The sequence below is a fragment of the Rugamonas sp. FW305-51 genome, from assembly GCF_058786935.1.
Window position 1 is genome coordinate 1 of sequence record NZ_JBYSZG010000069.1, and the last position, 21,888, is coordinate 21,888.

The 21,888-nt window shown below is 65.5% G+C and carries 22 protein-coding genes and 1 tRNA gene; 10 read left to right on the plus strand and 13 right to left on the minus strand.

Annotation, left to right across the window (positions count from 1 at the left end; genetic code table 11):
- Positions 1–20: 20 nt before the first annotated feature.
- From AC3WOS_RS26970 to AC3WOS_RS26980, 3 genes are all read right to left on the minus strand, one after another.
- Complete coding sequence (locus AC3WOS_RS26970) at positions 21–545, minus strand: type II toxin-antitoxin system VapC family toxin (protein ID WP_492720188.1); 525 nt, start codon at positions 543–545, stop codon at positions 21–23.
- Positions 478–732, minus strand: coding sequence for a FitA-like ribbon-helix-helix domain-containing protein (locus tag AC3WOS_RS26975; RefSeq protein ID WP_492720190.1), 255 nt, complete (start codon positions 730–732; stop codon positions 478–480). The genes AC3WOS_RS26970 and AC3WOS_RS26975 overlap by 68 nt, the downstream gene beginning before the upstream one ends.
- Before the next feature lie 213 nt (positions 733–945).
- Positions 946–1,021 (minus strand) — tRNA-Phe (locus AC3WOS_RS26980).
- Positions 1,022–1,168: 147 nt separating this feature from the next.
- On the opposite strand from AC3WOS_RS26980, the gene AC3WOS_RS26985 reads away from it, so the two are divergent.
- From AC3WOS_RS26985 to AC3WOS_RS27015, 7 genes are all read left to right on the plus strand, one after another.
- Positions 1,169–2,398, plus strand: coding sequence for an FAD-dependent monooxygenase (locus tag AC3WOS_RS26985; RefSeq protein WP_492720192.1), 1,230 nt, complete (start codon positions 1,169–1,171; stop codon positions 2,396–2,398).
- 74 nt (positions 2,399–2,472) lie between these two features.
- Positions 2,473–3,195 carry a DsbC family protein gene (locus AC3WOS_RS26990; protein ID WP_492720194.1) on the plus strand — a complete coding sequence of 241 codons (723 nt, stop codon included), beginning with the start codon at positions 2,473–2,475 and terminating at the stop codon, positions 3,193–3,195.
- A 149-nt stretch (positions 3,196–3,344) separates the two neighbouring features.
- Positions 3,345–3,803 carry a (2Fe-2S)-binding protein gene (locus AC3WOS_RS26995; protein WP_182166793.1) on the plus strand — a complete coding sequence of 153 codons (459 nt, stop codon included), beginning with the start codon at positions 3,345–3,347 and terminating at the stop codon, positions 3,801–3,803.
- A gap of 11 nt (positions 3,804–3,814) precedes the next feature.
- The gene (locus AC3WOS_RS27000) at positions 3,815–6,052 is read left to right on the plus strand and encodes a xanthine dehydrogenase family protein molybdopterin-binding subunit (RefSeq protein ID WP_492720196.1); all 2,238 of its coding nucleotides are present in this window, start codon (positions 3,815–3,817) and stop codon (positions 6,050–6,052) included.
- 40 nt (positions 6,053–6,092) lie between these two features.
- Positions 6,093–6,677 (plus strand): nucleotidyltransferase family protein, encoded by a 585-nt coding sequence (locus AC3WOS_RS27005; protein WP_492720197.1) that lies wholly within the window; start codon positions 6,093–6,095, stop codon positions 6,675–6,677.
- Between the two features lie 34 nt (positions 6,678–6,711).
- Entirely contained in the window at positions 6,712–8,529 is a 1,818-nt protein-coding gene (locus tag AC3WOS_RS27010; protein ID WP_492720198.1) for a M61 family metallopeptidase, read from the plus strand.
- A gap of 110 nt (positions 8,530–8,639) precedes the next feature.
- Positions 8,640–9,869, plus strand: coding sequence for a GGDEF domain-containing protein (locus tag AC3WOS_RS27015; RefSeq protein ID WP_492720199.1), 1,230 nt, complete (start codon positions 8,640–8,642; stop codon positions 9,867–9,869).
- A 66-nt stretch (positions 9,870–9,935) separates the two neighbouring features.
- Here AC3WOS_RS27015 and AC3WOS_RS27020 read toward each other — a convergent pair whose 3' ends face one another.
- From AC3WOS_RS27020 to rpe, 7 genes are all read right to left on the minus strand, one after another.
- Positions 9,936–10,460 carry an energy transducer TonB family protein gene (locus AC3WOS_RS27020; protein WP_492720201.1) on the minus strand — a complete coding sequence of 175 codons (525 nt, stop codon included), beginning with the start codon at positions 10,458–10,460 and terminating at the stop codon, positions 9,936–9,938.
- Positions 10,461–10,473: 13 nt separating this feature from the next.
- Entirely contained in the window at positions 10,474–11,274 is an 801-nt protein-coding gene (trpC, locus tag AC3WOS_RS27025; protein WP_492720203.1) for an indole-3-glycerol phosphate synthase TrpC, read from the minus strand.
- Positions 11,275–11,360: 86 nt separating this feature from the next.
- Positions 11,361–12,398: an anthranilate phosphoribosyltransferase gene (gene trpD, locus AC3WOS_RS27030; protein WP_492720205.1), complete on the minus strand. Its 1,038-nt coding sequence runs from the start codon at positions 12,396–12,398 to the stop codon at positions 11,361–11,363.
- Between the two features lie 93 nt (positions 12,399–12,491).
- Positions 12,492–13,055, minus strand: coding sequence for an anthranilate synthase component II (locus tag AC3WOS_RS27035; protein WP_492720207.1), 564 nt, complete (start codon positions 13,053–13,055; stop codon positions 12,492–12,494).
- 1 nt (position 13,056) lies between these two features.
- Positions 13,057–14,553, minus strand: a complete 1,497-nt coding sequence (trpE, locus tag AC3WOS_RS27040; RefSeq protein ID WP_492720209.1) for an anthranilate synthase component I — start codon at positions 14,551–14,553, stop codon at positions 13,057–13,059.
- A gap of 205 nt (positions 14,554–14,758) precedes the next feature.
- Positions 14,759–15,442, minus strand: coding sequence for a phosphoglycolate phosphatase (locus AC3WOS_RS27045; protein WP_492720210.1), 684 nt, complete (start codon positions 15,440–15,442; stop codon positions 14,759–14,761).
- Between the two features lie 2 nt (positions 15,443–15,444).
- The gene (gene rpe / locus AC3WOS_RS27050) at positions 15,445–16,110 is read right to left on the minus strand and encodes a ribulose-phosphate 3-epimerase (RefSeq protein ID WP_492720211.1); all 666 of its coding nucleotides are present in this window, start codon (positions 16,108–16,110) and stop codon (positions 15,445–15,447) included.
- Between the two features lie 222 nt (positions 16,111–16,332).
- Between rpe and apaG the strand changes: the two genes are divergently transcribed.
- Entirely contained in the window at positions 16,333–16,707 is a 375-nt protein-coding gene (gene apaG, locus AC3WOS_RS27055) for a Co2+/Mg2+ efflux protein ApaG (RefSeq protein WP_492720212.1), read from the plus strand.
- A gap of 88 nt (positions 16,708–16,795) precedes the next feature.
- On the opposite strand, the gene AC3WOS_RS27060 is transcribed toward apaG, so the two are convergent.
- The gene (locus AC3WOS_RS27060; protein ID WP_492720220.1) at positions 16,796–17,188 is read right to left on the minus strand and encodes a hypothetical protein; all 393 of its coding nucleotides are present in this window, start codon (positions 17,186–17,188) and stop codon (positions 16,796–16,798) included.
- Between AC3WOS_RS27060 and mltA the strand changes: the two genes are divergently transcribed.
- Complete coding sequence (mltA, locus tag AC3WOS_RS27065) at positions 17,163–18,155, plus strand: murein transglycosylase A (RefSeq protein ID WP_492720218.1); 993 nt, start codon at positions 17,163–17,165, stop codon at positions 18,153–18,155. The genes AC3WOS_RS27060 and mltA overlap by 26 nt on opposite strands.
- A gap of 73 nt (positions 18,156–18,228) precedes the next feature.
- On the opposite strand, the gene AC3WOS_RS27070 is transcribed toward mltA, so the two are convergent.
- Positions 18,229–19,476 carry an MFS transporter gene (locus tag AC3WOS_RS27070; RefSeq protein ID WP_492720214.1) on the minus strand — a complete coding sequence of 416 codons (1,248 nt, stop codon included), beginning with the start codon at positions 19,474–19,476 and terminating at the stop codon, positions 18,229–18,231.
- Positions 19,477–19,608: 132 nt separating this feature from the next.
- On the opposite strand from AC3WOS_RS27070, the gene AC3WOS_RS27075 reads away from it, so the two are divergent.
- A complete protein-coding gene (locus tag AC3WOS_RS27075; RefSeq protein ID WP_492720215.1) occupies positions 19,609–20,385 on the plus strand; it encodes an enoyl-CoA hydratase in 777 nt (258 codons plus the stop codon).
- Here the strand turns inward: AC3WOS_RS27075 and AC3WOS_RS27080 are convergent, their stop codons facing one another.
- Positions 20,386–21,660, minus strand: coding sequence for an FAD-dependent oxidoreductase (locus tag AC3WOS_RS27080; RefSeq protein ID WP_492720216.1), 1,275 nt, complete (start codon positions 21,658–21,660; stop codon positions 20,386–20,388).
- Positions 21,661–21,888 lie beyond the last annotated feature (228 nt).

Sequence of the window (21,888 nt, forward strand, 5' to 3'; positions counted from 1 at the left end):
CGGTCCAGGGGGGGGGGCTTTCAAGCATCGTGCGGGGTATCAGCCAACGATTGGCTGGCATCACTTTGCGACTCCCATGGATTAATGACGGCGACTTTGGCCGCCGCATAGGGGGCCGTATCTCGTGATGCCACGATGAAACCCCGCGAGACGGCAATCGCGGCGATGTAACGGTCTGGCGTGGGAAATCCGCGGCCGGCGGTTTTGGCGGTCGCGGCCAGATCGGCATAGTGTCTTGCCGCAGCGGTATCAAACGGAAGTATTCTCTCGGTAAAAAGCCCCATGAGGCCGTCAAGCGCCTGTGCCAACATATCCTTGCGTTTGCCGACGGGAAGTGACCTTATGCCAAACAACAACTCGGCCAGCGTCACGCTGGACAGGTACAGCGTTTCGGCTGCCTGTTTGTTTAGCCAGGCATGCACGGCAGGGTGCGGCTCGGGCTTCATCGCTTCGGAAACGACATTCGTATCGAGAACGTCATTCCAGCCCCAGTGGCTTGGCCGGAGTTTTGTCCTTGAGTTGATTGAAGACTTCGAAATCTTCATTTTTCAGGCCGATGTCGCGGCCCAATGCGGCTAGGGCATCGCCCATGCGAAGGCGGGTCGCCGGCTTCACCGCATTGCTCAGGATTGCGCGCACTTCAGCCTCCGTGCTGCGCCCGTGTTGAGCGGCCCGAACGCGCAAGGCGCGGTGCACCTCGTCGGGTAGATTGCGTACTGTGAGCGTTGCCACTGCATCACCTCATGAACGTGCATGCGATGCATTCATCGTATATCGTTGCATGCACGTCCGCAAAGTACGGGGCATCGCCTGGAAATTCGTGGTACGGCTTGCGGCGCGTGGAATTGCTATGCGCCAGTGCCAATGGAGGTGGATGGAATACGTTGCGCGCGCCAAAACAAAAACGCCAGCCCGAAGGCTGGCGTTTTTGACATTTCTTATTCTTGGTGGCCCGGGGCGGAATCGAACCACCGACACAAGGATTTTCAGTCCTCTGCTCTACCAACTGAGCTACCAGGCCAAGGAGCAGAATTATAGCAGGCCCAGGCGAAATGACAAGGGCGGCCGTGAAATTATTTTCGCGCCACGGGCGGCGGCGGCCATTTGCCGTATCAACATCGTGGCAGGCGGAACAATTGCCGCACGCCACAAACGCTATAATGTTTCAATGAACAGTCCATCCCTTCCCACCATGCGGCGCGACATCCACAGTGATATTTGTATCGTAGGCAACGGCGCCATCGCCAAGACGACGGCGCTGGCGTTTGCCCAGGCGGGGCAGAGCGTGACGATGCTCAGCCCGCCGGCCGTGACGCCGGCCCCGGCAGCGGGCGACCCCGGCTGGGACGTGCGGGTCTATGCCCTCAACCATACGGCCTACAACCTGCTGTCCGCGCTCAAGGTATGGGGTGCGCTGGACGCGGCCCGGGTGGCGCCGGTCGACGCCATGCTGGTCAACGGCGACGGCGACCAGGCCGGCTATCTCGGCTTCGACGCCTACGGCGCCCACACGGGCACCCTGGCCTGGATCGTGGAGGACCGCAACCTGAACCAGGCGCTGGACGCGGCCCTGCGCTTCGCCCAGAACGTCAATATCGTTTCCGGCCGCGCCACCGCGCTGCTGCGCGACGACGACGGCGCCGCCGTGCAGCTGGCCGACGGCATGGCGATCCGTGCCGCGCTGGTGGTGGGCGCGGACGGCGCCCAGTCCTGGGTGCGCGGCCAGTGCGACATCGGCCTCGATTACCGCTCCTACGGCCAGCGCGCCGTGGTCAGCAACTTCCATTGCGAGAAGCCGCACCTGGGCGCGGCCCAGCAGTGGTTCACGGGCGCCGATGGCATCGTGGCGCTGCTGCCGCTGCCGGGCAATATGGTGTCGCTGGTGTGGTCGGCGCCCGACGCGCTGGCCGACACCCTGCGCCGCGAATCGGCCGATGCGCTGGCGGCCCGCCTGGCCGTCTATGCCCATGACAAACTGGGCGCGCTGACCCCGCTGCGTCCGGAGCTGGTGCGCGACTTCCCGCTGGTGCTGATGCGGCCCCACGCCATGGTGGCGCCGCGCGTGGCGCTGGTGGGCGATGCGGCCCACGTGGTCCATCCGCTGGCCGGCCATGGCATGAACCTGGGCTTTGCCGACGTGGCGCAGCTGGTGGCCACCGTCAACGCGCGCGAGCCGCAGCGCGCCATCGGCGACGAGCGGGTGCTGGCGCGCTACGCCCGCGCGCGCAAGGAAGACGTGGCCCTGATGCAGTTCACCACCGACAGTCTGGCACGCCTGTTCGGCACCGATCTGGAGCCGTTGCGCGTGGTACGCAATTTGGGATTAAACTTGCTGGATAAATTCCCCGTGCTTAAACGCCGCCTGATTTCCCACGCGCTGGGCAAACAGCAGGGCTGATAGCCCCGCAAGGGCGCGGCACGGGCTGGCGCGCCGCCGCGGGCGGCGCCTGTGATGTCGTTTTCGGAGATGGTATGAGAAAGAGCAAGACCGCACTGTTGTTGTTATCGGCCCTGGTGGCGTCCTGCGTGGAGGCCGAAACGCCGACCGAAGCAGGCATCAAGAAGCTGATCGAGCCGCGCCTGGGCGGCGGCGCCAAGGTCGATTCGGTCAAGGAGACGCCCTACAGCGGCCTGTACGAAGTGCGCATGGGCGGCGAGATCCTCTACACCGACAAGACCGCGACCTATCTGTTCTCCGGCCATATCTACAACGCCAAGACCTCGGTCGACCTGACCCGCGAGCGGCTCGACGAGATCAACAAGATCAAGTTCTCCGACCTGCCGCTGGACAAGGCCGTCAAGCTGGTCAAGGGCGACGGCAAGCGCGTGATCGCCGTGTTCGAGGACCCGAACTGCGGCTACTGCAAGCGCTTCCGCCAGAACACCATCAAGGCCATGGACAACATCACCGTGTACACCTTCATGTACAACATCCTGGCCGAGGATTCGTTCACCAAGTCCAAGAACATCTGGTGCTCGGCCGACCGCAACAAGGCCTGGGAAGACTGGATGGTGTCGGGCAAGGCCGCGCCGGCCGCGCCGGCCGCCTGCAGCACGCCCAACGACGTGGTGCTGGAACTGGGCCACAAGCTCAACGTGACGGGCACGCCGGCCATCTTCTTCACCGATGGCAGCCGGGTGCCCGGCGCCATCGACGCCCGCGCGCTGGAAGCGAAGCTGTCGTCGATCAAGTAAGCATTCAGTACCGGTGGCCGGCGCCGTCCGGCCATCTGCCGCATCCGGACGGCAAAACCGTCCACAGTCTCACGGCGCCCATGTATCGCGGCGCCGGTTTCGTCTTTGCCTGTCCCTTTGTACACCTGCCGCGCCAAAAGGAGCCTTAGATGATCTCATTGAATATCAACGGAAAAGACATGCAGGTGGACGCCGACCCGTCCACGCCCATCCTGTGGGCCCTGCGTGACAACCTCAATCTCACCGGCACCAAGTTCGGCTGCGGTGCGGCGCTGTGCGGCGCCTGCACCGTGCATCTGGGCGGGCAGCCGGTACGCTCCTGCGTCACGCCGATCTCGGCCGCCGTGGGACAGAAGATCGTCACCATCGAGGCCATGGAATCGGACAAGGTGGGCAAGGCGGTGCAGGAAGCGTGGGTGCGGCACGACGTGCCCCAGTGCGGCTACTGCCAGAGTGGCCAGGTGATGAGTGCGACGGCCCTGCTGCGCGCCAACAAGGCGCCCAGCGATGCCGATATCGACAACGCCATGAGCGGCAATATCTGCCGCTGCGGCACCTACCAACGCATCCGCGCCGCCATCAAGGACGCCGCCAAAACCCTCGCCTAAAGGAGAACGTCATGCGTATCGAATGGCTTAACCAGGACACCATGCAGGCGGCGGAGCAGGACCAGGACCAGCGCGCTGGCATGAGCCGGCGCGGTTTCATCAAGGCGGGGGCGGTGGCCGGCGGCGGGCTGGTGCTGGGCTTTTTCGTGCCCGGCGCGAACCGCTTCGCCAACGCCCAGGCCCAGCAGGCCAAGATCTACGAGCCGAATGCCTTCCTCCACATCGCGCCGGACAACAGCATAATGGTGCAGGTCAACCGGCTCGAATTCGGCCAGGGCGTGCAGACGGCGCTGCCGATGCTGATCGCCGAGGAGCTCGACGCCGACTGGTCGCAGGTGCGCAGCGAGTTGGCGCCGGCCGGCGAACAGTACAAGGACCCCGCGTTCGGCATCCAGATGACGGGCGGTTCCGGCTCCGTCGCCCACTCGTTCACCCAGTACCGTGAAATCGGCGCCCGCGCCCGCGCCATGCTGGTGGCCGCCGCCGCCGAGCAATGGAAGGTGGCGCCGGCCCAGGTCAAGGCGGCCAACGGCATGCTGACGGGGCCCGCCGGCCAGAAGGCCAGCTACGGCGCCATGGCCGATGCGGCCATGAAGCAGCCGGTGCCGGCCACCGTCACGCTGAAAGACCCGAAGCAGTTCCGCCTGATCGGCAAGCCCGTCAAGCGGCTCGATGCGCGCGCCAAGTCCACCGGTCGCCAGTCGTTCGGCATCGACGTCAAGGCGCCCGGCTCCAAGGTGGCGCTGATCGCCCACCCGCCCGTGTTTGGCGCCAAGGTGGCCAAGTTCGACGCGGCCCGGGCCAAGGCCATCAAGGGTGTGGTGGCCGTGCTGGAAGTGCCGACCGACCGTGGCGGCAGCGGCGTGGCCGTGATCGCGGACGGCTACTGGCCGGCCAAGCAGGGCCGCGACGCGCTGCAGATCGACTGGGATACCAGCGCCGTCGAAAAAGTCAGCAGCGACAAGCAGCTGGCTGACTACAAGGCGTTGGCGCAGACGCCGGGCACCGTCGCCAGGCAGGCCGACACCTCGCGCCTGGCGGGCGCGCCGAAGAAGATCACGGCCGTCTACGAATTCCCCTACCTGGCGCACGCGCCCATGGAGCCGCTCAACTGCGTGGTGGACCTGCGCGCGGACGGTTGCGAAGTATGGGCCGGCAGCCAGTTCCAGACCATAGACCAGGGCGCCATCGCGAAAACGGCAGGCTTCAAGCCGGAGCAGGTGGTGCTGCACACGATGATGGCCGGCGGCGGCTTCGGCCGGCGCGCCGTGCCCACTTCCGACTATCTGGTGGAAGCGGTCAACGTGGCCAAGGCTTACCGGGCGGCCGGCAAGTCCGGTCCCGTCAAGGTGATCTGGAGCCGCGAGGACGACATCCGCGGCGGCTACTACCGCCCGGCCCATGTGCACCGCGCCGAGCTGGGGCTGGACGCAAAGGGCAACATCGTGGCCTGGAACCACACCATCGTGGGCCAGTCCATCATCAGCGGCACGCCGTTCGAGCCGATGATGGTCAAGAACGGGGTCGACGCCACGATGATCGAGGGCATGGGCGAGCCGTACGAGGTGCCGCTCAACCTGTCGGTACATAACGTCAAGGCCAACGTACCGGTGCTGTGGTGGCGCTCCGTCGGCTCCACCCATACCGCCTTCGTGATGGAGACGCTGATCGACGAGGCGGCCCATGTGGCCAATATGGACCCGGTGGCCTACCGCAAGCAGCTGCTGGGCGAGAAGCACAAACGCCACCTGGCCGCGCTGGAGCTGGCCGTGGCCAAGTCCGGCTACGGCAAGAAGGCGCTGCCCAAGGGCCAGGCCTGGGGCGTGGCCATGCACGAATCGTTCAATTCCGTGATCGCCTACGTGGTCACGGCCTCGGTCAAGGATGGCGTGCCGCACCTGCATCACGTCACGGCCGGCGTGCACTGCAACCTGGCCGTCAACCCGCTCACCATCGAGGCCCAGATCCAGGGCGCGGCGCTGATGGGACTGGGCATGACGCTGCCCGGCGCCGCCATCACGCTCAAGGATGGCGTGGTGGAGCAGCAGAACTTCAGCGACTACACGGTGGCCCGCATGCCCGACATGCCGGTGATCGAGGTGTTCATCGTGCCTTCGGCCGAACCGCCGACGGGCATGGGCGAGCCAGGCCTGCCGCCGCTGGCGCCGGCCTTCGCCAACGCCGTGTTCAAGCTGACGGGCAAGCGACTGCGCAAGCTGCCGTTCGACCTGGCGGCGACCAGCACTTGAGGTCCTGCATGCGTCAGGTGCAGCCGCTGGCGGCATGCCGGTGAGCCTCACCGGTGTGCTGCTGGCGGCCGGGCGGGGCCGCCGCTTCGATCCGTCTGGCCAGCGCAGCAAGCTGCTGCAGCCGCTGCCCGGCGGCGGCACCGTGGCCGAGGCCAGCGCCCGCAATCTGCTGGCCGTGCTGCCGCGCGTGGTGGCCGTGGTGCGACCCGGCGAGGACAGGCTGGCCGCCGCGCTGGGCGCGCTCGGTTGCGAGGTGCGCGTATGCCCGGAGGCCGATCTGGGCATGGCGGCCTCCCTCACCCATGCGCTAGACTATGCCCGCGGCGCCGCAGGCTGGGTGATTGCGCTGGCCGACATGCCTTATGTGCAGCCGGCCACCATCGCCAGGCTGGCGGCGGCCATTGAGGATGTGACGAACGATGCCGGCATCGCGGTGCCCGTCTACCAGGGCCGGCGTGGCAATCCGGTCGCCTTCCGCCACGATTACCTGCCGCTGCTGCTGGCGCTGGAGGGCGACCAGGGCGCGCGCGCCATCCTGCGCTCGCATCGCGTGTGCGAGGTGACGGTGGACGATGGCGGCGTACTGCACGATATCGACACGACGGACGATCTTGCCCCGCCATGAGCGGGACCAGAAACAGACCAGCTATAGGACAAAAATGAAGAAAGCACATAACAAGAAGAGCCCCGCCATCGCCTACGCCATCGTGGCCAAGGACCTGCCGGGCCACCTGTTCCAGGTCACGCTGGCCGTGAGCGCGCCGGCGCAGGAGGGCCAGGTGCTGGCGCTGCCGGCCTGGATACCGGGCAGTTACATGATCCGCGAATTCGCCCGCAACATCATCCAGATCCGCGCCGAATCGAACGGCAAGGACGTGCCGCTGACCAAGTTGGACAAACATACCTGGCAGGCCGCGCCGGTGGCCGGCCCGCTGCTGGTGCATTACGAAGTCTATGCCTGGGATATGTCGGTGCGGGCCGCGCACCTGGACCAGACCCACGGCTTTTTCAACGGCACCAGTGTGTTCCTGCGCGTGGTGGGGCAGGAGCAGGCCGCCCACACGGTCGAGATCCAGCGCCCGGCCGACCCGGCCGCCGCCAGCTGGCGCGTGGCCACGGCGCTGCCGGAGCTGAAGGCCAAGCGCTACGGCTTCGGCAGCTATGTGGCGGCCAATTACGATGAATTGATCGACCATCCGGTCGAAATGGGCGACTTCGCGCTGGCCACCTTCAAGGCCCATGGCGTGCCGCACGACATCGTCGTCACGGGGCGGGTGCCGAATCTGGACCTGGCGCGCCTGTGCCGCGACCTCAAGTCCATCTGCGAAACCCAGATCGCCTTCTTCGAGCCGAAAAGCAAGCGCGCGCCCATGGAGCGTTATGTGTTCCTCACCATGGCCGTGGGCGACGGCTACGGCGGCCTGGAACACCGCGCCTCCACGGCCCTGATCTGCGCCCGCGCCGACCTGCCCAGCACGGCCGCGCCGCAGACCAAGGACATCCCGGACGGCTACCTGCAGTTCCTGGGCCTGTGCAGCCACGAGTACTTCCATACCTGGAACGTCAAGCGCATCAAGCCGGCCGCCTTCGCGCCATACGACCTGCAGGTGGAAAACCACTCGCCGCTGCTTTGGCTGTTCGAGGGCTTCACCAGCTATTACGACGACCTGATGCTGGTGCGCGCGGGTCTGATCGGCGAGCCGGCCTATTACAAACTGCTGGGCAAGACGGTGGCCAGCGTCCTGCGCGGCAGCGGCCGCGGCAAGCAAAGCGTGGCCGAATCGAGCTTCGACGCCTGGACCAAGTACTACCGCCAGGACGAGAATGCGCCCAACGCCATCGTCAGCTACTACACCAAGGGTTCGCTGGTGGCGCTGGCGCTGGACCTGACCATCCGCGCCAAGACGGCCGGCGCCCGCACGCTCGACGATGTGATGCTGGCCCTGTGGCAGCGCTATGGCCGCGACTTTTATCCGGACGGCGGCCGCGGTGTGACGCCGGCCGAAGTGGAAGCCCTGTTCGACGAGATCAGCGGCCTGCGCCTGAAGTCCTTCTTCGACAAGTACGTGCGCGGCACGGCCGATCTGCCGCTGGCCAAGCTGCTGGCGCCGGTGGGCGTCAAGTATGCGGACGAACGCAAGTCGGCCAAGCCCAGCCTGGACATCAACCCCGGCCGCGACGGCAACGACTGCAAGCTGTCGTCCGTCCACGAGGGGGGGGCGGCGCACCGCGCCGGCCTGTCGGCGGGCGACGTGCTGGTGGCCGTGGACGGCCTGCGCGCCACCCATGCCAACCTCGATGGCCTGCTGGCCCGCTACGCCGTCGGTGCCAAGGTCGAAGTGCATGCCTTCCGGCGCGATGAACTGATGGCGTTCCAGGTCACCCTGCAGGGCGACCGCGCACCGGCCGTCACGCTCACGCTGGAGGCGGCCGGCGCCAAGCGCGGCGCTGCCCTGCGCCCCAGCGCTGCCCGCTGAATTGCCACTGCGCGGGGCGGCGGTCCGGCACGGCTTGCAGGCCGCGCCGGACCGCGGTAAGCATTTCGTCATATTTGTCCGGCGGCTTATGGGCTAAAATGCAGAAGCATTTGGCACCTGCGCGTCAGCCTGCCTCCACCAACCCCATGCTGCCCGTGATCCAGCTCGACCCGTACACTATCATCCTGATGTCCACCTTGATGGGCGGGGCGATGAGTGTCGTGCTGTTTTCGGCTTCACGCAGTTTTCCGGCCGAGATAGGCGGCTTGCGGGAATGGGGCGGCGCCCTGTTGTGTCTGGTAATCGGAGCGGCGCTGCTGGCGCTGCGCAACGGGCCTATCCCCAAGGTGGTGTCCATGCTGGGCATGAACGCCATGCTGCTGTGGGGCATAGGACTGACCCTGATCGGCACCGAAAAATTCTACGGCATAGGCCCAAGCTGGCGCCTGGTTCAAGGCTGCTGGGGACTGGCCATGGCCGCTATCGCCTACTGGATGCTGGCGCAGCCCGATTTCGCGATCCGCGTGGCCATTTTTTCGACCTTCGTCTGCGCCTGCTACAGCCGTCAGTTATGGCTGGTGGTACGGCATGGCGAACGTCAGTTTCCCACCCTTTTCTTCGGCATACTGATGCTGGTGCAGACGCTGGTGGTCATCATCCGCGGCCTGCGGGCACTGTATGACGGCGGGGTCTCGGTCGACTTGCTGCGGCCGGGGCCATTCCTGAGCGTGTATATGGCCACCAGCAGTTTCATGGTGCTGATGCTGGCAGTGGGCTTCATCACCATGGCCACCCGCCGGCTGCAGACCATCCTGGAACGGCGCGCGACGCGCGATCCGCTGACCCAGGTGCTGAACCGGCGCGGCTTTGCCGACGTCTACGCCCGGGAGCGCGCGCTGATGCAGCGCGAACACCGCGCCGCCACCCTGATCAGCATCGATCTCGATCACTTCAAGTCCATTAACGACCGCTTTGGCCATGCCACGGGTGACCGGGTGCTGGTGCATGTGGCAGGCGTGATCGGCAAGGCCCTGCGCAGTTCCGACCATGTGGCCCGTTTCGGCGGCGAGGAGTTTGTCGTGTTGCTGCCAGATACGGGCATGGAACGGGCCTGCGGCGTGGCCGGGCGCATCCTGGACGTGCTGCGGGCGCCGCGCAACGATGGCCTGCCGGCCTACACGGCCAGCATCGGCATCGCCTGCCAGTTGAATGCCGAGGAAGACCTGGACGGCATCTTGCTGCGGGCCGACGGCGCCCTGTACCGCGCCAAGGCGCTGGGGCGCGACCGGATCGAGGTAGCCGAACCGGCCAGCGCGCCGCTGCGGGCGGCGCTGGTCTGATCACAATCGGCTACCGTCGCAGGTCCGGGCGGCGCGGCGCCGGTCCGGCCGCCGCCCGGCCAGGACTTACTGCGGCCCGGCCAGGGTGCGCAGCTGGAACTGGTAGTCGTGGTTGAACAGGAAGGTCTCCGTCACGGCCAGCGCGCGGTGTCCGCCCCGCAGCAGGGAGCCGGGCCGGGGCAGGGGCTCGGCCTGGCGCACGGCGTTCATGGCGATGCTGGAGGCATCCTCATCGCGCGAGCGGTGCACGCGCAGGTTGCCAATATTGCCATTGCTGTCGATGGTGAAGTCCAGGACGACGATGGCCGGCAGCATGGGCGGCAGGCTCCCATAGAAAATCAGCTTGGGATTGGCGGCGGCGATGTGCTGAGCGACCTGGATCTTGTAGTCGCTCAGATTTGCCGCTTCGCGCGGGCTGGGCGCCGGCAAGCGAGCCGGGGCCGGGGCCGGGGCCGGTGCCCGTGTGACGGGCGGCGGCGGCAGCACGGTTGGCTGCCGGTAGCATGAGGTCAGCAGGGTCGCCAGCAGGGAAGCCTGCAACAGCGAGGCCAGCCCGGTGAGGGCTGCACGCCTCAACGGTGTCGTGGCCATGGTCTTTCTCCGGTTAGTTGAACAGGCGGCGCAATTCAGTGCCGGGTTCCGCTGCACGCATGAACGCTTCGCCCACCAGGAAGGCGTTGACGTTGGCGTCGCGCATGCGTTTGACGTCATCCTTGACCATGATGCCAGATTCCGTCACAACCAGGCGCTCGCTTGGAATCCTGTGCAACAGGCCCAGGGTGGTATCGAGCGAGGTCTCGAAGGTGCGCAGGTTGCGGTTGTTAATGCCCATCAGATTGGTCTTCAGGCGCAGGGCGGCCGTCAGTTCGTCGCCGTCGTGCACTTCCACCAGTACGTCCATCCCCAGCTCGTGGGCGCAGGCTTCCATTTCCGCCATCAGGCCGTGGTCCAGGGCCGAGACGATCAGCAGGATGCAGTCGGCGCCCATGGCACGCGCTTCGTACACCTGGTAGATATCGACCAGGAAGTCCTTGCGCAGCACGGGCAGGGCGCAGGCGGCGCGCGCCTGCTGCAGGTATGGCACGGCGCCCTGGAAGAACTGTACGTCCGTCAGCACCGACAGGCAGGCCGCGCCGCCGGCCGCGTAGCTGGCGGCGATGTCGGCCGGGCGGAAATCGGCCCGCAACACGCCCTTGGAGGGCGACGCCTTCTTCACTTCGGCGATCACGCCGGCCGCGCCGGCGGCGATCTTGCCGCGCAGGCTGGCTTCGAAGCCGCGCAGGCCGGCCCGCAGTTCGGCGTTGCCTTCCACTTCGCTTTGCAGGCTGGCCAGGCTGCGGTGCTTCTTGGCGGCGGCCACTTCGTCGGCCTTGACGGCCAGGATTTTGTTGAGGATGTCGGACATGATGGGAACCGGATAGAAATGAGGACGATGGTGTTGCTGGCGCTGGCGGTGGAACGAGGCTGGCCACGGCCAGCCCCTTGTGCAGCTTAGTTGGTGGCGCCCAGGGTCTGGGTTACCTGCACGAACTGTTCGATCTTCTTGAGCGCGGCGCCCGATTCGATGGCGCTGCGGGCCCGCTTCAGGCCGTCCTCGATCGAGCTGGCCTCGCCGGCCGCATACAGCGCGGTGCCGGCGTTGAGGGCCACGATGTCGTAGGGCGCGCCCGGCTGGCCGGACAGCGCCTCCATCATCATGGCCTTGGAGGCGGCGGCATCGGCCACCTTCAGGTTGCGGCTGGCGATCATCTGCAGGCCGAAGTCTTCCGGGTGGATTTCGTATTCGCGGATCTCGCCGTTGATCAGCTCACCGACCATGGTGGCCGCGCCCAGCGACACCTCGTCCATATTGTCGCGGCCATAGACCACCAGGGCATGCTGCGCACCGAGGCGCTGCAGCACCCGCACTTGGATACCCACCAGGTCGGCGTGGAACACGCCCATCAGGATGTTGGCCGCGCCGGCCGGATTGGTGAGCGGGCCCAGGATGTTGAAGATGGTGCGCACGCCCAGTTCGCGCCGCACCGGCGCCGCGTGTTTCATGGCGGCGTGGTGGTTGGGGGCGAACATGAAGCCGATGCCGGTCTGCGCGATCGACTGGGCGATCTGCTCGGGCTTGAGGTTGATGTTGGCGCCCAGCGATTCGATCACGTCGGCGCTGCCGGACGAGGAGGACACGGAACGCCCGCCATGCTTGGCCACCCGCGCGCCGGCGGCGGCGGCCACGAACATGGAAGCGGTGGAGATATTGAAGGTGTGGGCGCCGTCGCCGCCGGTGCCGACGATGTCGAGCAGGCGGCTGGTGTCGGCCATCGGCACCTTGGTGGAGAACTCGCGCATGACCTGCGCGGCGGCGGCGATTTCGCCGATGGTTTCCTTTTTCACGCGCAGGCCCATGGTCAGGGCCGCGATCATCACGGGCGACATTTCGCCGGACATGATCTGGCGGAACAGGTGCAGCATCTCGTCGTGGAAAATCTCGCGGTGTTCGATGCAGCGCAGCAGGGCTTCTTGATGGGTGATCGGCATGGCAATTCCTTCTTCAAATTTTGAACGCGGGTCGCAGCGGCGGCGGGGAAATAAGACGTACGTAAAGACGTGCGCCCGACTCCATGCCCGCCCTCAGCGGACCAGGAAATTCTTCAGCAGCTCGTGGCCGTGTTCCGACAGGATGGACTCGGGGTGGAACTGCACGCCCTCGATGTCGTATTCCTTGTGGCGCACGCCCATGATTTCTCCGTCGTCAGTCCACGCCGTCACTTCCAGGCAGGAAGGCAGCGAGGCGCGCTCGATGGCGAGCGAGTGATAACGGATGACCGTGAAGGGGGAGGGCAGTCCCTTGAAGACGCCCACGCCCGTATGCGCGATGAGAGAGGTTTTGCCATGCATGACCTGCTTGGCGCGGATCACCTTGCCGCCAAAGGCTTCGCCTATGGCCTGGTGGCCCAGGCATACGCCCAGGATGGGCTTCTTGCCGGCGAAGTGCTTGAGCACTTCCAGCGAGATGCCGGCCTGCGACGGGTCCTTGGGGCCGGGCGAGATGCAGATGCGGTCCGGGTTGAGGGCCTCGATCTGCTCGATCGTGATTTCGTCGTTGCGGTAGACCCGCACGTCCTCGCCCAGTTCACCGAAATACTGCACGATGTTGTAGGTGAAGGAGTCGTAGTTGTCGATCATCAGCAGCATCTCAGAACTCCCCATCCAGGCCATCTTGCACTTGTTCGGCGGCGCGCAGCACGGCGCGCGCCTTGTTTTCAGTTTCCTGCCATTCCATCTCGGGGATGGAGTCGGCCACGATGCCGGCGGCGGCCTGCACGTACAGGTTGCCGTCCTTGATCACGCCGGTGCGGATGGCGATCGCCACGTCCATTTCGCCGCCGAACGACAGGTAGCCGCAGGCGCCGCCGTAGATGCCGCGCTTGGAAATTTCCAGCTCGTCGATCACTTCCATCGCCCGCACCTTGGGCGCGCCGGTCAGGGTGCCGGCCGGGAAGGTGGCGCGCAGCACGTCCAGGTTGGACAGGCCTTCTTTCAGCTTGCCTTCGACGTTGGAGACGATGTGCTGCACGTGCGAATACTTTTCGATCACCAGGCGGTCGGTGACCTTGACGCTGCCGATCTCGGAAATGCGGCCCAGGTCATTGCGGGCCAGGTCGATCAGCATCACGTGTTCGGCGATCTCTTTCGGATCGGCCAGCAGTTCTTTTGCCAGTTCGGCGTCGCGCTCGGGCGTGCTGCCGCGTGGGCGGGTGCCGGCGATGGGGCGCAGCGTGACCTTCTTCTGGCCGTCCGGCGCCGTCTCGTTGCGCACCAGGATTTCCGGCGAGGCGCCGACGATCTGCATGTCGCCGAAATTGTAGAAGTACATGTACGGCGACGGGTTCAGCGAACGCAGCGCGCGGTACAGCGTCAGCGGCGAATCCACATAGGGCTTGCGCAGGCGCTGGCCGATCTGCACCTGCATCAGGTCGCCGGCCATCACGTATTCGTGGGCGCGGGCCACGGCCTGCAGGTAGTCGGCCTTGTCGAATTCGCGGATGGTTTCGGTGCGCACCGAGCTCGACGTGACGGGCGCATCGACGCCGCGGCGCAGCATCACGCGCAGGTCTTTCAGGCGCTGGCGCGCTTTCGAATAGGCTTCCGGCTGGGTGGGGTCGGCGTAGACGATCAGGTACAGCTTGCCCGACAGGTTGTCGATCACGGCCAGTTCTTCCGTCACCATCAGCTGGATGTCGGGCAGGCCCAGGTCGTCCTTGGGGCAGGTGGCGGCCAGTTTCTTCTCGATGTGGCGCACCGTGTCGTAGCCGAAGTAGCCGGCCAGGCCGCCGCAGAAGCGCGGCATGCCGGGGCGCAGGGCCACCTTGAAGCGGGACTGGAACTGTTCGATGAATTCGAGCGGATTGCCCTCGTGGCGCTCGATCACGGCGCCGTTCCTGACGATCTCGGTCAGGTTGCCGGAGCTGCGCAGCAGCGTGGTGGCGGGCAGGCCGATGAAGGAGAAGCGGCCGAAGCGCTCGCCGCCGACCACCGATTCGAGCAGGAAGGTGTTCTTGCCGGCGTTCTGGGTCTGGGCCAGCTTGAGGTACAGCGTGAGGGGAGTTTCGAGGTCGGCAAACGCTTCCGCGATCAGCGGGATGCGGTTGTAGCCTTCATTGGCCAACGATTTGAATTCGAGTTCGGTCATGTTTCTCTCCATGCCGCCGCAATGTGAGCGGCGGTGGGTTTGCAAAAAACCTGTCGGGTGCGCGAGCACGTGCGACAGCAATCAGTTCGGCTTGTTACTTTTGCCAGGATTGCCAGCGTCGCCAAAGCCAGGCCTCAATCGAGCCCGGTTGTGTGACATTGTGTTTTTTGGTGAGAAACATTATCGGTTGAGCGCAGTATGCAATTCAGTTATGCAAACGAATCTGGCGTGCCGCTTCTAGCAGCGTGTCAACTATACCATCGGAATCGGTTTCGTGTATAGCCTGTCCGTGATTGTAACCGTAGGGCACCGTCAACACGGGGCAGCCGGCAGCCCGCGCGGCCTGCGCGTCGTTCGACGAGTCACCGATGGCCACCACGGCCGCCGGCGCCAGGCCGAATTGTTCGCACACCGTCAGCAGCGGCAGCGGGTCCGGCTTCTTGCGCGCCAGCGAGTCGCCGCCGTACACCAGTTCGAAATAGCCGTGCAGGCCTTTCTGGTGCAGCAGCGGAGTGGCGAACGAAATCGGCTTGTTGGTCACGCAGGCCAGGCGCAGGCCCTGCGCCTTGAGCGCCTCCAGGCCCGCGATCACGTCCGGGTAGAGCGCGCTGTGGTTGCCGTTGATGGCCAGGTAGTGGTGCTGGTAGGACGCCAGCGCCGCCTCGAAATGCTGCTCCACGCCGGCCGCGTCGAAGTCGAGCGCCAGCACGCTGCGGATCAGGTTCTCGGAACCCTTGCCCACCATGCGGGCGATCTGCTCTTGCGTGATGGGCGCCAGATGCAGTTCGGCGCGCATGGCGTTGATGGCCACGTGGAAGTCGGGCACCGTGTCGAGCATGGTGCCATCCAGATCGATGATTGCGGCGCGTACGCCTGCCAGTACCTGCATGCTTACACCGTCGCCAGTTGGGTGCGCATGGCGTCGATCACGGCCTTGTAGTCGGGCTGGCCGAAGATGGCCGAACCGGCGACGAAGGTGTCGGCGCCCGCTGCCGCGGCGGCGGCGATGTTGTCGATCTTGATGCCGCCGTCCACTTCCAGCAGGATGTCGCGGCCCGATTCGTCGATCTTGCGGCGCGCCAGCGCGATCTTCTTGAGCGCTTCGGGGATGAAGGACTGGCCGCCGAAGCCGGGGTTGACGGACATGATGAGGATCATGTCGATCTTGTCCATCACGTGGTCCAGGAAGTGCAGCGGGGTGCCGGGGTTGAATACCAGGCCGGCCTTGCAGCCGTTGTCGCGGATCAGCTGCAGCGAGCGGTCGATGTGCTCCGACGCTTCCGGGTGGAAGGTGATGATGTTGGCGCCGGCCTTGGCGAAGTCCGGGATCAGGCGGTCGACCGGCTTGACCATCAGGTGCACGTCGATCGGCACTTGCACGTGGGGGCGGATCGCCTGGCACACCAGCGGGCCGATGGTCAGGTTGGGCACGTAGTGGTTGTCCATCACGTCGAAGTGGATGATGTCGGCGCCGGCGGTGACGACATTGCGCACTTCCTCGCCCAGGCGGGCGAAGTCGGCGGACAGGATGCTGGGAGCGATGCGGAAAGTGGTCATGGTGTGGGCGTGCAGTGTGCTTGCATTTTAAAAAGATGCGCTATTTTACGCTTGCCGGCGCGGCCGCGCCTGTTTGCGGCGTGGCCCGCGGCCATATTTATGAGGGGATTTTGGGATGACACCTTGCATCCGGCCCCGTTTTGGAGTGCAATGTAGGACTGACGATATTGATTCGCTATCATTGCCGGCGATTCACGTTTTACCGTTTTTTAAGGAAAGTCGATGGCCACTTACGAATTTACTGTGTCGGTCAGAACCCAGTACCTGCCCGAGCAGTCGGACCCGGAGCGCACCAATTTCGTGTTCACTTACTCGATCACGATCAAGAACACGGGCACGGTGGCGGCGCAGCTGATCTCGCGCCACTGGGTCATCACGGACGCCAACAACCATGTCGAGGAAGTGCGCGGGCTGGGCGTGGTGGGCCATCAGCCGCTGCTGCAGCCGAACGAGCAGTTCGAGTACACGAGCGGCACGGCGTTGCAAACCCAGCAAGGCTCCATGACGGGCGAGTACTTCTGCGTGGCCGAGGATGGCCACCAGTTCGACGTCAAGATACCGGAATTCGTGCTGTCGCTGCCGCGCACCCTGCACTGACGCTTCCCACGCCGTCCCGCCGTGGCGCATCCCTCGGCGCGCCACGGGGGCGCGGTTTGGCGCCTTTATTTGCGCCTTATTTGGGGTCTTATCTGGCGTCTTCGTCCTGCCGGTCCGGCAAGGCCTGCTGCCTGGGCGTAGGCTTCTTGCCCGAGTACATCGTCCACCAGACGATAAAGACCAGCAGGAAGAGCGCCACCATCGCTTCTATCATCAAGAACCACATAGTTATCCTTATGTCATTTACACGCAGTAGTTTACTCGTTTCGCTGACGGTCGTCGTCCTTTCGCTGGCCGCCTGTACCACGGCGCCGCCGCGCCCGGCGGTGCCGCCGCCCGTGGTCCCGGCCCCTGTGCCCACACCGACGCCAGCGCCCACCCCCGCGCCGTTGCCGACCACACCGCAGTTCGTGCCATCGACCTTCGCCGCGTTGCCGGGCTGGGACAAGGACGACGTGCGCGCCGCCTGGCCGGCCTTCATGTCCTCCTGCAATGTGCTGGTCAAGCGGGTGGACTGGAAGGAGGCTTGCACCATCGCCCGCAGCGTCAACGGCAACGACGAGCAGGCCATCCGCACCTTCTTTGAAGCGTTCCTGGTGCCGAACCAGGTGATCGCGCCGGACGGCGCCCAGGACGGCCTGGTCACCGGCTATTACGAACCGTTGCTGCGCGGCGCCCGCAAGCGCGGCGGCCCGTACCAGACCCCGTTGTACAAGGTGCCGGACGACCTGATCACGGTGGACCTGGCCAGCGTCTATCCGGAACTGAAGGGGATGCGCCTGCGTGGCCGGCTGGTGGGCAAGAAGGTGGTGCCCTATTCAAGCCGCGCCGAGATCGAGCGGGCCGACGCCGCCGGCAAGGAATTGCTGTGGGTGGACGATCCGGTCGAATCGTTCTTCCTGCAGGTGCAGGGCTCCGGCCGCGTGCAGCTGACGGACACCCAGGAAACCGTGCGCGTGGCCTACGCCGACCAGAACGGCTATCCGTACAAGTCGATCGGCCGCTGGCTGGTGGACAAGGGCGAGCTGACCATGGAGCAGGCTTCCGCGCAGGGCATCAAGGCCTGGATCGCCGGCCATCCTACCCGCATGCAGGAGCTGTTCAACGTCAATCCCAGCTATGTCTTCTTCAAGGAGGAGCGCCTGCCCGATCCGCGCGTGGGGCCGAAAGGCGCGCTGGGCGTGCCGCTCACGCCGCAGCGTTCGGTGGCCGTCGATGCGTCCCAGCTGCCGCTGGGCGTGCCCATGTTCCTGGCCACCAGCCAGCCCAACAGCGACATCCCGCTGCAACGGCTGGTGATGGCGCAGGATACGGGCGGCGCCATCCGCGGCGCGATCCGGGTCGATTACTTCTTCGGCTTCGGCACCGAGGCGGCCGACAACGCCGGCCGCATGAAGCAGCGCGGCAGCATCTGGCTGCTGTTGCCGCGCCAGGCGCCGGCGCGCTGAGCGACCTGCGAGCCGCGGCGATCCGCGGCGATCTGCGACTTGTAGCTGGCGTGCCGATGCCGGGGCGCCGCGATCAGGGACGCACGTCGCGGATAGGCTTGGACATGACGAGGGCGATGGTCAGCGCCACGCCGCCGGCGGCCACGCAGGCCATGCCGGTGCGGATGCTGAAATGCTCGGCGATGGCGCCCGCGGCCAGCGCCCCCACCGGCGCCGTGGCCACCGTCAGGAAGCGCATGGTGGAGGTCATGCGGCCCAGGAATTCGTCCGGCGTCACCTTCTGGCGCAAGGCCAGGTAGGGCAGGAAGAACAGCATCACGCCGCAATCGAAGAAGAACACCAGCGCCGCGTAGGCGATGGCGCTGGCGTTGCGGCTGCCGAACAGTTCGGCGGGGATGGTCGGCATCAGCACGAAGCCCAGCGCCGTCGCGGCGGCGCCGACCAGGATGGTGCGGCCTTGCCCGAAGCGGCGGTTCAGGGGCTTGAGCAGGACCGAACTGGCCAGGACGCCCAGTCCACCCAGCATTTGCGCCGTCCCCAGCATGCCCGGTGTCATACCCAGTTCGCGCGTGGCGAACAGGATCAGCAACGCCGAATAGCCGAAGTACAGCCAATGCCAGAAGCCGGCGGCCCAAGCGAGCGCGCGCAGCAGCGGATGGTGCCAGATGAATTTCAGGCCATCGTGGATATCGCGCAACGGGTGCTTGTCGGACGGCGCGGGACGCGGGTCGCGCACGCTGATACAGCGCAGGTTGAACACGGAGATCGCAAAACTGAGGGCGTTGACCAGCACCGCAACAGGTGCGGTCAGCCATTGCACCAGCAGGCCGGCGATGCCGGGCGCCAGCAGGCGGGAGGCGGAGTCGGTCGCCGCCAGCTTGGACTGGGCGTCGATCAGGCCATCGCGGCCTATCATATAGGTGAGGAAGATCTGTTCGGCGCCGCCGCCCACCACCGAGCAGACGCCAAAGATGAAGGACGTGGCATACATCCAGTGGATCGACAGGACACCCATCCAGTAGGCGGCGGGGATGCTGGCCAGCGCGATGGCCTGGATCGATTCGCTCAGCAACAGGATGGGAAATTTGCGGTTCCGGTCCAGGATGACGCCTGCCGGCAGGGCGAACAGCGCGAAGGGGATGGCATGGGCCGCGACCAGGGTCCCCATCTGGACCGGTGTGGCGTGCAGCAGCAGGGCGGCGCACAGGGGCAGCGCCAGTCCGCTGACCTGGCCGCCGAATCCATTGAGCACACTGCTGAACCAATAGCGCCGAAAGTCGGCATTGCGCAACAGCGCGTCATTGCCGAACTTGTCATGCAAATAAAGGCGCAATACGGTAAGAATAGGACGTCCTGTGTTGAGGGCGGATCAAGCGCTTCATCATACCAGTGCCCCTACTCTATAGATAGACGCTACAATCGATGGATACCCGTTCAATTGGAGGAGACCCCGATGCAGTATGAAGACCTGATCGTTGAAATTCACGACAAAGTGGCGCTGATCCGCCTGAACCGCCCGAAGGCGCTGAATGCGCTGAACGATCGCATGATGAATGAGCTGGGCGACGCCCTGTACAAATTCGATGCCGATCCGGCCGTCGGCTGCATCGTCCTGACGGGCAGCGAGAAGGCCTTCGCGGCTGGCGCCGACATCGCGGCCATGGCCGACTACACCTACACCGATACCTACCGCGACAACTACATCACCCGCAACTGGGAGCACATTCTGCGCGTGCGCAAGCCGGTGGTGGGCGCCGTTGCCGGCTATGCGCTGGGCGGCGGCTGCGAACTGGCCATGATGTGCGACTTCCTGATCGCGGGCGATAACGCTAAGTTCGGCCAGCCGGAAATCAAGGTCGGCGTGACCCCGGGCGCCGGCGGTACCCAGCGCCTGCCGCGCGCCATCGGCAAGGCCAAGGCCATGGACCTGCTGCTGACGGCCCGTACCATCGACGCGGCCGAAGCGGAGCGCATCGGCCTGGTGTCGCGCGTGGTCCCGGCCGACAAGCTGATCGAAGAAACCCTGGCTGCCGCGGCCACCATCGCCGCCATGCCGACTTCGGTCGCCATGATGATCAAGGACGCCGTCAACCGCGCCTTCGAAACGACGCTGACGGAAGGCGTCAACTATGAGCGCCGCCTGTTCCAGGCCGCGTTCGGCACGCCGGCCCAGAAAGAGGGCATGCACGCTTTCCTGGAGAAGCGCGCTCCGAAGTTCGACGGTCTTTAATCAGAGGGCAAGGCCGAGCCGTTTGCCCAGGCAGAGCAGCGTCAGGGTAGGCGGCAATCCCCACGGACCGGGGATAACCGAGGCGTCGCAGACAAACAGGTTGGGCGTGGCAGTCTGCAGGGAGCTATTCACGCCATCGCCGATGCGCACGCTGCCGCCGGCATGGGCGGCGAAATGCCAGCTCTTGAATATGTTCCTCGCCCCGGCGGCGCGCAGGATGTCGCGCGCCATGCCCACCCCGGCCGCCAGCCTGGCGCGGTCCGCACGGGACAAGCCTTTGTCGACCCAGTGCGGGCCAATGCCGCCGCCGATATCGTCACGTATTTTCACCATCAGGGTGAGTGTTTGCGCGTGCGACAGCAGGCGGTCGATACGGCCGACCTGCGCGGCAAAGGCCTGGTACATCGGCTTGGGCAGCGTCATGTCGGCCAGGGCGATTCCTTCGTCCTGCAGATACATCCCGGCGGCCATGGGCACTTCGGCACCGCCGTCGATATCGTCCACCTGTCCCATGACGGCAACGACCGGGTCGCTGAAAAAGGTGCTGCGCGCCGGATGCAGGCCGGAGCGGTGCAGCAGGCGCGGGCTGCCGATGCCACCGCCGGCCAGTACCACCTTGTCTGCCAGCGCCTGAAGCAGCTTGCCGCCGCGGCGGTAGTGCACGCCGGTGGCGCGGCCGTTTTCGACGATGATTTCTTCGACCTTGGCTTGATCGATCAGGGTCGCGCCGAGCCGAACCACCTCATCCAGGAAATCGCGCGCCGTCCACTTCGCGCCGAAGGGGCAGCCGTAGACGCAACGCCAGCAGCCGGTGCGGCAGGACTGCGGACGTATCATCTTGTCGAGTTTGCGCCATTCCAGCTGGCGGGCCAGAGCGCCTTGCTGGATGCGCTTGGCCATGGGGCCGATCAATTCGTCCGGCAGGGGTGACATCGGAAGTTCGGCCTGTAGCGATGCCAACGCGGGCGCCAGGTCGATACCGTGTGCGGCAAACATGGACAATGGCGGTGCTACGGCGGTTGCAAAATTGATGGTGGAGGTGCCGCCTGTGGCGATGCCGCTCACCAGCAGTGACGCATCGTGGTGCAGGAAGGCGCTTTTGCCAGGTATGGCGGCAATGCCGGCCATCTGGGATAAGGTGCCCTGCAGCGGCGCGGCGCTGCCCTGTTCCAGTACCAGTACCCGCATCTGCCGGCGGGCGAGCTCGCGCGCGACACTGGCGCCGCCGGGGCCGCTGCCGACAACGATGACGTCAAATGATGGGGGCTGTTTCATTGGATATGGAGGGGGAGGGCGGGATGCGGATGTTCACCTTAGCGCATTTTTTGCCGACCTGCCAGCGAGGATAGTCATGGGCGGGTGAAAAGGGCTTGCCAGCTCCGTGCCGGGTTTGCTATAGTTCGCCTCCCCGCAAAACGGTGCATGTAAATGCGAGTTAAACGGGGTGAAAAACGAGGGGTTGACGAGCTGCACGAAACACCGCATAATCTCATCTCTCTGCTG